This window comes from Ideonella azotifigens, from assembly GCF_006519715.1.
Lineage (GTDB): Bacteria > Pseudomonadota > Gammaproteobacteria > Burkholderiales > Burkholderiaceae_C > Ideonella > Ideonella azotifigens.
The window spans coordinates 1-11,500 of record NZ_VIDT01000112.1; the positions used below are offsets into that span (position 1 = coordinate 1).

Genomic DNA, 11,500 nt, shown 5'->3' on the forward strand with positions numbered 1-11,500 from the left:
CTTCCTGCTCGGTCCGCCGATGATCGGCTGGCTCGCCCACCTTGGCGGCCTGCGTCTGGCGCTGCTGGTGCTGGCGGCGTTGGCAGCCGTCATCTCGGTGCTGGCGCCTCAGCTGGCCGAACCTGCGCCGCAGGCGCAGCCGGCATGAGTCCAGGAGGAAGATGAGGTGCCTGAATTCCGTCCCTTCGCGTTGGCTGCCGGCTTGCCGGAGCAGCAGGCCTCCACCTTTGCGTTCACCGGGGACCGGAAGCCGCGTCTTGCGAGAGCTGGAAAACCGCCACGGCTTGCACCAGTTGCCGGGCCTGGGTTTTCAGGCTCTCGGCGGCAGCGGCGCTTTGCTCCACCAGCGCGGCGTTCTGTTGCGTGGCGCGGTCCATCTGCATGACGGCTTCGCCCACCTGCGTGACGCCGGCACTCTGCTCGTTGCTCGCGGTGCTGATCTCGCTCATCAGGTCGGTCACCCGCCGGATGGAAGAGACCACTTCGGACATCGTGGCCCCCGCCTTGTCGACCAGCGTGGTGCCCTCTTCGACGCGCTCGACGCTGGCTGTGATCAGGCTCTTGATTTCCTTGGCAGCCTCGGCGGATCTGCCGGCCAGGTTGCGCACTTCGGTGGCCACCACCGCGAAGCCGCGGCCCTGTTCTCCGGCACGGGCGGCCTCCACGGCGGCGTTCAGCGCCAGGATATTGGTCTGAAAGGCAATGCCGTCGATCACACCGATGATGTCGGAGATCTTCTTGCCGCTGTCGTTGATGCCCTTCATCGTCTGGATGACTTCTGCCACGACATCGCCCCCCTTGCGGGCGACTTCGCTGGCCAGTTTTGCCAGTTGCTCTGCCTGGCGAGCATTGTCGGCATTCTGTTTGACAGTCGAGCTCAGTTCTTCCATTGACGCGGCGGTCTCCTCCAGTGCCGAAGCCTGTTGTTCGGTGCGTTGCGACAGGTCGTTGTTGCCACTGGCAATCTCCGAACTGGCGGTGGCAACGCCCTGTGCATTGCGCCGGACCGAACCCACCACATCGATCAAAGACGACTGCATGGCGGAAAGGCTGCCCAGCAAGGGGCTGAACTCATCCCTGGCGTGATCGGTGACCGCAACGGTGAAGTCGCCTTGGCGGGCTCGCTCTGCCACTTGCTGCGCCTGGGTGACACGCCGGCGCAGCAGGCGTGCGATGTACCAGGAGAAGCCCATCAGGCCCACGCCGATGGCAGCGACCAAGCCCGCGAGCTGGATGCGAATCGCGTCGGCGGCTTTCGAGATGTCGCCCACCTCGGCAGCCAGCATCTTGCCTTGGCGGGCGCGCTCGGCGCTCAGCCAGTCTTGCATGCGCGCAAACGCCGGAATGGTGCGTAGCATCAAGGTGTCAAAGGCCTGCTCGCGTTTGCCCTCGCGCACCAAAGCGACCGTGGCTTCGGCGGTCGGCCAGGTGATTTTCTGCAGTTGCAGCCAGTCGCGCTCAAACGCGTCCCGTCCCTCCTGCGTCGTGACTTCGCGCAGGTAGGTGTCGTCGTTGTGGGTGATCTGCTTGCGCACGGCGTCGATGTCCCCCAGCGCGGCCTCGGCCTCTTGCGGCGTCTTGACCAGCATGGCCTGGCGAAGGTCCAGCAACGCGCGCGTGACCCCCAGCTCGGTGCTGGCAATGAGTTCGAGCTGCAGTGCGCGCACGATGCCCACGCGATTGGCCAATTGCCCGACCTGCACCAACTGAAACCAGGAACTGACAGCCAGCGCAGACAGCGCGACGATCAACAAGATGGAAACCGCGTAAAGGCGTTTTCCGATGCCTATATTGCTGAGGATGGTCATGGTGGTGGGTGAGTTGAATGCGGTGTCGGGTCTTTGGTCAAACAATGCGCGGTGCAACCGTCGTCTGGTTCAGGAGTTGACGGCCAATCTCGCCGAAGGTGGCCGGGCCATGCAGACATCGACCACTTGCTTATCGGTTCGGGCCTGCGGGCAGACAGGGCCCGCTCGGCCATTCCATGGACCCGTTCGGCCAATCGACAGGTGAGCGAGCCACGGCGTGCCGGACTGGCTCGGCATTGCCTTGCGTGACCGAATGCTTGAGCCCGGGGCTGGGCGGCTGATCAGTCAGGCTCAGCTTCTGCCTCGGCCTCGGTCGCGGGCGTCGTCAGGGCAGCGGGCCGGTCGCGAAGAGCTGTGGGCGAGTGGCCGGTCCAACGCTTGAAGGCCCGGGTGAAGGCGCGGGTGTCGGAGAAGCCGGCCTCGGCCGCGATCTGGGCCAGGCCCCAGCGTTTGCTGGTCATCAGCTCCAGTGCCCGGGATTTCCGGCTGTCGTCGAGCAGGCTGCGATAGCTCAGGCCTTGCTGGGCCAATTGGCGGCGAAGGGTGCGTTCGCTGCGGTGGAGTGTTGCCGCGACCTCCGCGAGGTTCGCGATGCGTGGCAGGCTGCGGTGCAGTGCACGGGTCACCAGGGGGGCCAAGCCTGTCATTGCGCGCCATTGCGCACAGGCTTGCTCCAGCGATTGCGAGGACACCCGATAGGCCTGGCGATTGGCCCAGGGCAAGGGAAAGTTGTGCCAGTCGGCCCCTGTCGTCAGCGTGTTTCTCGGGCAACCGAAACGCACGGGGCAGCCGAAGAACTGCTCATGGGCGTGGCCCGCCGCGGGGGCTTTGCGGACCAGTTCCACGCCGGCAGGCGTGTAGTTCGCCGCCGTGACCTGCCGGCACACAGCCACCGTGGACGAGAAGGTCAGGTCGACCAGAAAGTCCTGCAGGTCCAGGTCGTCGGGAAACGGTTCCGCGTGCAGTTGCGGGCCTTGGGCAGAGGGCGTTTCCCAGAGGCTCAGCAGGTAGCCTGCACTTTCGGGGAACCGCAGCGCCAGCTTGATCGCATCGCCGAGCGTGGCAGCGGCCAACATGCCCAGCGCCAGGATGCCGCGCTCCGTGACGCAGGCTCGCATGCCCAGGGCCAGTCCGGCATCGTCGATGCGCAGGTCCTGCACGGCGCGGCGCACCACGGTGAGCGCTTCGCTGTGCGATATCGCCGTGCCAGGCGAGTTGAGGTCCTCTGCGGTGATCTGCAGGCCGCGGGTCAGCGTGTGGACGCTGACCCGCTGGCGCGCAGCTTCTGCCAGCACAGGCGCCAGGAAGACCGGGGCCAACATGGCTTGCCTGTCTTGTCCGGGTAGGTCGTGGCGCATAAATGCCGCATTGGGGTGCTGGTGACGGTTGGCCCAATTGTTGGACTGCGGCTGCCTCGGTTGCTTGCGCAGGCGCAAGTGCGGGGCTCGGGGCGCCGGGCTTGCGCCGGGCTTGTTCAGCCTGGCCGTAAAATCCGCCCCCTTCGCGTGCGCCGCCGGCCTGCGCGCAGGCCGCGCCAGCATTGTTGAAGCGCCCGTGCATTCCGCCGGGCGCCAGTCGTCGCGGCAACCGCAACTCGCAGAAAGAGCCGCAGCCATGGGCGCGCAGTGGAAAGCAAAGCACAAGGACCTGGCGGCCAATGCCAAGGGGCGCCTGTTCGGCAAGTTGGCGAAGGACATCATGATTGCCGCCCGCCACGGCGCGGACCCGGCCGCCAATTCGCGGCTGCGCCTCGTGGTGGAGCAGGCCCGCAAGGTGTCCATGCCCAAGGACACGCTGGAGCGCGCGATCAAGAAGGGCGCCGGCCTCACCGGTGAGGCGGTGCACTTCGAGTACGCGCTGTATGAAGGCTTTGCGCCGCACCGCGTGCCGGTGATGGTCGAATGCCTGACCGACAACGTGAACCGCGCCGCCTCCGACATGCGGGTGCTGTTCCGCAAGGGCCAGCTCGGCACCTCCGGCTCGGTCGCCTGGGACTTCGACCACGTCGGCATGATCGAGGCCGAACCGGTGGCCCCGGGCGCCGACCCCGAGATGGCCGCCATCGAGGCCGGCGCGCAGGACCTGGAGCCCGGCGAAGACGGCGCGACGGTGTTCCTCACCGACCCCACCGACCTGGACCTGGTCAGCCGCGCGCTGCAGGGCCAGGGCTTCAATGTGCTGTCGGCCAAGCTGGGCTACAAGCCCAAGAACCCGGTCGACCCGGCGACGCTCAATGCCGAGCAGCTCGAAGAAGTCGAAACCTTTCTCGCCGCGCTGGACGCCAACGAAGACGTGCAGAACGTTTTCGCGGGTCTTGCCGGCTGAGCCTCACCCCCGAATCACCAAGCTCCCATGACCGACGACACCACGACCGCTTCCGCCCCTACGCCTGCCGAGCGCCCCGCGCTGCCCGACCACCTCTCGACGGACGCGCGCAGCCCGCATTACAACGCCAAGGTCTTCGAGCACGACATCGGCATCCGCTTCAATGACAAGGAGCGTTTCGACGTCGAGGAATACTGCATCAGCGAAGGCTGGATCGCGGTGGCCGCCGGCAAGGCCAAGGACCGCAGGGGCCAGCCGCTGAAGATCAAGCTGAAGGGCAGGGTCGAGGCGTTCTACCGCTGAGACCCTCAACCGCGCTGAACTGCCCCGATTCGCGTCAGGGCAGTTCGACAATCTCCACCCAGTTCGGGTTCTTGCCCAGCGCGTAGCGCTGGACCTGACTCAGCGTGCCGTTGGCCGGGTCGATGGCGTGCACCGCCACGCCGTGCGAGTCCTGGCCGGTGGCGAGCAGCCAGCGGCCCGAAGGATCGATCGCGAAACCGCGCGGGGTCTTTTCGGTTGGCACGTGGTTGACCAGTTGCACCAAGCCGGTCGCAGGGTTGACCTGGAAGGTGGCCAGCGTGCTGGTGGTGCGCTCCGAGGCGTACAGGAAGCGCCCGTCGTTGCCCAGGTGCAGGTCCGCCGCCCAGGGCTTGCCGGTGAAGCCGGGCGGCAGCACGCTGGTGCGCTGCAGCTGGCGCAGCGTGCCGGCCGCGGCGTCGTAGGCATAGGTGTAGAGCGAAGCGTCCACCTCGCAGAGCACGTACATGAACTTCTGCGCCTTGTCCCACACGAAGTGGCGCGGGCCGGTCTTGGCGTCGGCCATGGTCAGCGGCTGACTGTTCGCCGTGAGCTGGCCGGTGGCTTCGTCGAAGCGCCACGCGGAAAGCTGGTCGCCGCCCAGGCTGGTGGCGAACACGGTGCGGTTCGTGGCGTCCGCGTGGATCGCGTGCGCGTTCGGCGCGGTCGGGATCAGCTGCTGGATCGCGCCGACGGCGCCGTCCTTGCCAATGCTGTTGACGGTGATCTTGTGGCCCGGGTACGAGGCTGCGAACAGCCACTTGCCGCTGCGGTCGGTGTCGATGTTGGCCATGCTGTCGGCCAGCGGCGCTTCGCCGAGCTTGCGCAGCTTGCCGCTGGCGGGGTCGATGGCAAAGCTCAGCACGCGAAACGGCTGTGAGCGCAGCGCGGCGTAGAGCACCTTCTTGTCCGGGCTGACGGCCAGCGGCATCACGGTGCCGCCCACCGGCACGGTCTCGATGGTGCTCAGCGTGCCCTTGGCCGGGTCCAGCGCCAGCACCGAGATTTCCTGGCTGTCGGCATTGGCGATGTAGGCGTATTCGGCGCTGTGCGCGGCGCTGGCGCACAGCGCTGCCAGGCTGGCGCTGGTGGCAAGCAGCCCGCGGCGCATCCGGCTGTGGCGAGCGAGGGTATGTGAGTTGGTGTTCATGGTTGGTGTCATGTCATCAGTCGTCGTACAACTGGCGGACTATCGACGAGCCGGCCCGGCCGCATCAGGGGGCTTTCCCTGAGCGGCGCGGACGCGGATCAGGTTTCGCCGGGCGCTTCGTCCGCCGACGGGGCCACTCGCAGCGCGTTGACGATCCACGAGCGGCACAGCATCACCTGCGGGCTGCGCGCGTCGTCGGCGGTGGCCAGCAGCGCAATGCCGCGTTTGACATGCGGCGCCCGCAGGGCCCGCACCACCAGCCCGGGGTCGTGCAGTTGCTCGGTGTAGAGCCGCGGCATGATGGCCATGGCCAGCCGGTTGCGCACCAGCGCGTAGATCGGTTCGGTGTATTCCATGCGGAAGGCCACGTTCAGCTCCAGGCCCATTTCCTCGGCTGTTCGCAGCAGGCTGTCGGCCACATTGCCGCGCACGAAGACGGCCAGCGGCCGGTCGACCAGATCGGCCCAGGCCAGCTGCGCGTGCGAGGCCAGGGCATCGTCGGCCCGCATCACGATGATGATGTCGTCGCGGAACAGATCCTCGCAGACCAGGCCGGCATCGGCCGCCCGGCGCTCGCGCGCGCCAATGCCGAAGTCCACCCTGCGGGCCTGAACGGCTTCGATCAGGTCGGAATTGGCCATGTCCTGCAGCGTGAAGCGCACGCTGGGCTCCTGCGCCTGCAGCGCGATCAGGTGGGCGGTGACCTTTTCGGCCACCGAGGGGATCAGGCCGATGCGCACCGTCTGCACACCCTGCGTCACGGCCAGGCTCATGTCGTTGAAGCTGAGCCTGGCGACATTCAGCAGGCGCTCGGCCAGCGGCAGCACCAGGGCGCCCGCGCCGGTGAGCGTGAGCCGATGGGAGGAGCGGTCGAACAACTGCCCGCCCAGCAGGAACTCGGCCTGCCGGATGGAGGCCGTGAGCGCAGGCTGGCTGATGGACAGGGCCTGCGCCGCGCGCGTGAAGCTGCGCAGTTCGGCCAGCGTCACGAGGTGGCGCAGCTGTCGCAGCGTGAGGCCGGGCAGGCGGTCGGCAGAAGGGTTGTCAGCGTCATCGTCCACGCCAAAATATAACTTGAGACTATGGAACCATACAGATAATCATCTGCACTTATTGTTACCTCGTCCTACATTGCAACCTTCCTTCCATGCACCGGCCGGCCGCACCACGAAGTGCCTGGTCGCCGCCGCGGTGCAACAACAACGCCTGGATGAGGTTGCGATGAGAAAAGTGCTGACGCTGTGCTTCGGTTGCGCGGTGATGTCGACCGGAACGGCCCATGCCGAGTCCACGGTCTCGATCTACGGCCTGATTTCGGCCGGCGTGGGCTATGTCTCGGACGAAGGCGGCAAAAGCAACCGCCATGCGGTGAGCGGCACCAACCAGAACCCGCGCTGGGGCCTGAAGGGCAAGGAAGACCTGGGCGGCGGCACCAGCGCGGTGTTCACGCTGGAGCAGGGCTTCAACGTGATGACGGGCACGCTGTCCCAGAACGGCCGCGCCTTTGGCCGGCAGGCCTATGTGGGCCTGAGCGACAACCGGTTCGGCACCCTCACGCTGGGCCGCCAGTACGACACGGTGCACGACTACCTGGGCCCGGTGCTGATCGCCAGCAATGGCGTGGCGATTGGCGACAACGACAACGCCTACAACGACATCCGCATCCAGAATTCGATCAAGTACATCAGCCCGCGCTGGAACGGCCTGAACCTGACGGCTGTCTACGGCCTGAGCGAGAGCACCACCCGCTCGAACAACGAGGCCTACAGCGTGGGTGTTGGCTACAAGCAGGGGCCCTGGGACCTGGGCGCCGTGTATGCGCGCATGAACAATCCCAACAGTGCCAGCAACACGGCCGGTGCCGTGGGCAACGACTACGCCAGCAGCCTGTTGCTGTTCACCAAGAGCGCCGTCAATGCCAGCTTCGGCACGGCCCGGCAATCGATTGCCGGCGCCGGTGGCCTGTACACCCTGGGCCCGGCCTTGATCGGCGCCTACTTCAGCGATGTGAAGTACGAGTACCTGGATGGCAGCGACCTGCACATGCAGAACTACGATGTGAACATCAACTACACCGTGCTGCCCAAGGTCATCCTCGGCCTGGCCTACACGCGCACCAACGGCAAGTACAACGTGATCGACACCGCGCCGCACTGGGATCAGGTGAACCTGCAGGCCAACTATGTGCTGTCCAAGCGCAGCGACCTGTTCGTGAACCTGATCGAGCAGCGCGCCGGCGGCGACGCCACCCAGGCGCACATCTTCGGCTATGGTGCCTCGAGCGACAGCCGGCAGACGATGCTGACGGTGGGCATGCGCCACCGGTTCTGATGGCATTGGCCCCTGGGGCTTGCACGGCTCTTGCGGCCTCACCGAACTCTCCTACAGCAGCATCATGAAGAAGACCTCACGCCTGGGCCTGCTGGCGCTGGCCTTGTCCGGCCTGGCGGCCACCGGCCACGCCGAAGACAGGCGCACGCTGACGCTTTCGACCTACGCCGTCTCGCAGCCCGGCTTCGAGAGGTACGTCTACACCCCGTTCCGCGCCAAGTGCGGCTGCAACCTGGTGGTGGAAACCGGCAACAACGCCGACCGCATCGCCAAGCTGGATGCGCGCCGCCAGAACCAGGTCGTGGACATGGTGCTGTTCTCCGACTTCGGCATGCTGGAGGCCGCGCGCAAGGGCCTGGTCCAGCCGCTGGACTACGGCCGCCTGAAGAACTACGACGACCTGGAACCCTTTGCCAAGGACCCCGTTGGCGGCAAGTTCGCCGTCGGCTACACCGCCTACTCCGTCGGGCTGGTGTACCGCAGCGACAAGCTGCCCGCGGTGACCTCCTGGAAGGACTTGTGGAGCCCGGCGCTGAAGGGCCGCGTGGCGATGCCAGACATCACCACCACCCAGGGGCCGCTGACGCTGCACATGGCCGAGGTCTCGTGGGGCGGCACCAGCCCGAGCTATGCGACCGGCATGGACAAGGTGCTGGCCAATCGCGGCAACGTGGTCACCTTCGTCAAGAACAGCGCGCAGCTGGCGGCGCTGTTTGCCCAGGACGAGATCTGGCTGGCGCCGGTGCCGCGTTTTGTGTGGGCCCAGATGACCAAGTCCGGAATGCCGCTGAAGTGGGCTTCGCCCAAGGAAGGACAGGCCGCCGGGCTGAATGTGATGGGCATCGTGGCCGGCTCGAAGAACGCCGACCTGGCCTACCAGCTGATGGACTTCTGGCTGTCAAAGGAAGTGCAGACGGCGCTGGCGCTCAACATGATCGACTCGCCTGTCAACAAGTCCGTGACGCTGCCCAAGGAGATTGCCGAGGTCAGCACCTATGGCGAGGAGCAGATGGCGTCCTTGAAGTTCGTCAAGCCCGACACCATCCTGGCCAACCGCGCCGGCTGGGTGGACGCCTGGAACAAGGGCATGGCGCGCTGAGCCGCCGTGCCTGCCCTTGCCGTGACGCCGCCCTCGCCAATGCCCGCGCCCGCTTCCGCCGCCAAGCCTGGGCAAGCGCCATGGCGCTGGCTGCTCATTGCGCCGGCGCTGGCCTTTGTGGTGCTGGCCTTCCTGCTGCCGGTGCTGCTGTTGCTGCTGGCGTCTTTCCGCGTTGAAGGCGCGGGCAGTGGTGCCGGCAGCTGGGGACTGGCCCACTTCACCGAGTTCTTCGCCTCCGCGCTGAACTGGCAGATCCTCTGGCGCACGCTGCGCATTGCGGGGCTGGTGACGCTGCTGTCTGCGCTGATCTGCTACCCACCGGCGCAGGCCATCGTGCGGGTGTCCGGCCGCTACCGCAGCCTGTTGATGGCGCTGACCATCCTGCCGCTGATGATCGCGCCGGTGCCCCGCACCTATGCCTGGATCGTGCTGCTGGGCCGCAACGGCTTCGTCAATGACGTGATCGTGTGGCTGGGCCTTTCCGCCGAGCCGCTGCGCCTGCTCTTCACGGAAGGCGCGGTGTTCATCGGCCTGCTGCAGTTGTTCGCGCCGCTGATGCTGATCTCGCAGGTCAGCGCGATGGAAAACATGCCGCGGGACGTGGAGGCCGCCGCGCGCAGCCTGGGCGCCACGCCTTTGCAGGCCTTCTGGCGGGTCACCCTGCCGCTGACGCAAGAGGGCCTGGTGGTGGGCGGCACGCTGGTGTTCACCGGCTGCGTCACCGCCTATGTCACGCCAGCGCTGCTGGGCGGCCCGCAGGTGCTGATGCTCGAAACCCTGCTCTACCAGAAGGTCAATGTGGAGGGCGACCTGGGCGCGGCCAATGTGATTGCCGTGATCCTGATCGTGCTGACCCTGGCCATGAGCGTGCTGCTCAAGCGCCTGGCCCACCGACGGAGCCCCCGCAGACCATGACCCGCGACTCGCTCTTCTCTCGTGCAGCGCTGTTGCTGCTGCTGCTGTTCCTGCTGGGGCCTTTTGTCATCACCTGCATGGCCGGCTTCAGCGATGCCGAAACCCTGGCCTTTCCGCCCAGGAGCTATTCGTGGCGCTGGACGCTGGCGGTGCTCCAGGACGGCGAGTTCCTGCGCGCCTTTCTCACCAGCCTGGAGATCGCCTTGCTGGCCACCGTGGCGGCGCTGCTGCTGGGCGTGCCGGTGGCCTATGTCTTCTCGCGCATGCCGCCGCCGGGCATGGGGGTGATCCGGCTGGTCATCACCTCGCCGCTGATCGTGCCTGGCATGGTGGCGGGCCTGGCGCTGCTGCGCCACCTGGTGCTGCGCATCGACGCGCCGGTCTTCCTGGGCCTGTTCATCGGCCACCTGGCGCTGTCCATCCCGTATGCCATCCGGGTGACCTATGCCAGCTTGTCCAACCTGCGGGTGGACATCGAGGACGCTGCCGTCACGCTGGGGGCGACGCGGCTGCGGGCCTTCTTCATGATCGTGCTGCCCAACATCCGGGGCGCGCTGATCGCCGCCTTCTTCCTGGCCTTCATCACCTCGTTCAACCAGGTGCCGGTCTCGCTGTTCCTGACAGGACCTGGCATCAGCACGCTGCCCATTGAAATGCTGGGGCGCGTGGAGAGCACCTTCGACCCGTCCATCGCCGCCCTGTCCACCGTGCTGGTGGTGTTCTCGATGCTGCTGGTGTTCGCGGCCGAGCGGGTGCTGGGTTTTTCCAAGTACATGTAGTGCCAAGGGTCAGGTCATGAGTTTTCTGGAGCTTCACGGTCTGGCGACCGGCTATGTGCGCGGCGCGGCGGCGGTGAAGGATCTGCACCTTGCAGTCGAGAAGGGTGAGCTGGTCTCGCTGCTGGGGCCCAGCGGCTGCGGCAAGACCACCACCATGCGCACCGTGGCCGGCCTGCAGCCGCTGCATGCCGGGCGCATCGTGCTCGACGGCGAGGACATCAGCCGCAGGCCTGCGCACCAGCGCAACATGGGGCTGGTGTTCCAGTCCTACGCGCTGTTCCCGCACCTGAACGTGTTCGACAACATTGCCTTCGGCCTGCGCTTGCGCAAGGTGCCCGAAGCGGCGCTGCGCCAGCGGGTGGAGAAGGTGATGGCGGCCACCGGTCTCTCCGGCTTCGAGCAGCGGCTGCCGGCGCAGATGTCCGGCGGGCAGCAGCAGCGCGTGGCGCTGGCGCGCGCCATCGTCATCGAGCCCAAGCTGCTGCTGCTGGACGAGCCGCTGTCCAACCTGGACGCCAAGCTGCGGGTGCAGATGCGCGCCGAGTTGCGCCGCATCCAGCGCGAGCTGGGCGTCACCCTGCTGTATGTGACGCACGACCAGGAAGAGGCGCTGGCGCTGTCGGACCGCATCGTCATCATGAACGCCGGCAAGATCGAGCAGTTCGACCGGCCGGAGCTGCTGTTCAACCGGCCCGCCAATCGCTTCGTGGCCGACTTCATGGGCTTCGAGAATCTCTTCTCCTACCGCGACGGCTGCCTCTGCGGCGAGGCCGGCCAACGGGTGGTCTTGCCC

Annotated in this window: 11 protein-coding genes; 7 read left to right on the forward strand and 4 right to left on the reverse strand. The window is 66.7% G+C overall.

From position 1 onward, the window contains the following. Nucleotides 1-233: 233 nt before the first annotated feature. On the reverse strand, nt 234-1,808 hold the full coding sequence (locus tag FKP22_RS09785; protein WP_141287306.1) for a methyl-accepting chemotaxis protein: 1,575 nt from the start codon (nt 1,806-1,808) through the stop codon (nt 234-236). A 281-nt stretch (nt 1,809-2,089) separates the two neighbouring features. After that, nucleotides 2,090-3,130, reverse strand: coding sequence for an AraC family transcriptional regulator (locus tag FKP22_RS09790; RefSeq protein ID WP_170200831.1), 1,041 nt, complete (start codon nt 3,128-3,130; stop codon nt 2,090-2,092). Between the two features lie 292 nt (nt 3,131-3,422). Between FKP22_RS09790 and FKP22_RS09795 the strand changes: the two genes are divergently transcribed. Beyond that, nucleotides 3,423-4,133 carry a YebC/PmpR family DNA-binding transcriptional regulator gene (locus tag FKP22_RS09795; protein ID WP_141287308.1) on the forward strand — a complete coding sequence of 237 codons (711 nt, stop codon included), beginning with the start codon at nt 3,423-3,425 and terminating at the stop codon, nt 4,131-4,133. Nucleotides 4,134-4,160: 27 nt separating this feature from the next. After that, a complete protein-coding gene (locus tag FKP22_RS09800) occupies nt 4,161-4,436 on the forward strand; it encodes a DUF3297 family protein (protein ID WP_141287309.1) in 276 nt (91 codons plus the stop codon). Between the two features lie 34 nt (nt 4,437-4,470). Here the strand turns inward: FKP22_RS09800 and FKP22_RS09805 are convergent, their stop codons facing one another. Both FKP22_RS09805 and FKP22_RS09810 read right to left on the reverse strand, forming a co-directional pair. After that, nucleotides 4,471-5,583, reverse strand: a complete 1,113-nt coding sequence (locus FKP22_RS09805) for a lactonase family protein (RefSeq protein WP_375140570.1) — start codon at nt 5,581-5,583, stop codon at nt 4,471-4,473. A gap of 98 nt (nt 5,584-5,681) precedes the next feature. Beyond that, nucleotides 5,682-6,644 carry a LysR family transcriptional regulator gene (locus FKP22_RS09810; protein WP_141287310.1) on the reverse strand — a complete coding sequence of 321 codons (963 nt, stop codon included), beginning with the start codon at nt 6,642-6,644 and terminating at the stop codon, nt 5,682-5,684. Between the two features lie 160 nt (nt 6,645-6,804). Between FKP22_RS09810 and FKP22_RS09815 the strand changes: the two genes are divergently transcribed. The 5 genes from FKP22_RS09815 to FKP22_RS09835 all read left to right on the forward strand — a co-directional run. After that, a complete protein-coding gene (locus tag FKP22_RS09815) occupies nt 6,805-7,914 on the forward strand; it encodes a porin (protein ID WP_141287311.1) in 1,110 nt (369 codons plus the stop codon). Nucleotides 7,915-7,978: 64 nt separating this feature from the next. Next, on the forward strand, nt 7,979-9,013 hold the full coding sequence (locus tag FKP22_RS09820) for an ABC transporter substrate-binding protein (protein ID WP_141287312.1): 1,035 nt from the start codon (nt 7,979-7,981) through the stop codon (nt 9,011-9,013). Between the two features lie 6 nt (nt 9,014-9,019). Then, nucleotides 9,020-9,928 (forward strand): ABC transporter permease, encoded by a 909-nt coding sequence (locus tag FKP22_RS09825; protein WP_231011033.1) that lies wholly within the window; start codon nt 9,020-9,022, stop codon nt 9,926-9,928. Continuing rightward, entirely contained in the window at nt 9,925-10,707 is a 783-nt protein-coding gene (locus FKP22_RS09830; RefSeq protein WP_141287313.1) for an ABC transporter permease, read from the forward strand. The genes FKP22_RS09825 and FKP22_RS09830 overlap by 4 nt, the downstream gene beginning before the upstream one ends. A gap of 16 nt (nt 10,708-10,723) precedes the next feature. Beyond that, nucleotides 10,724-11,500 (forward strand): ABC transporter ATP-binding protein (locus FKP22_RS09835; protein WP_141287314.1); only part of this gene is annotated, 777 nt, incomplete at its 3' end.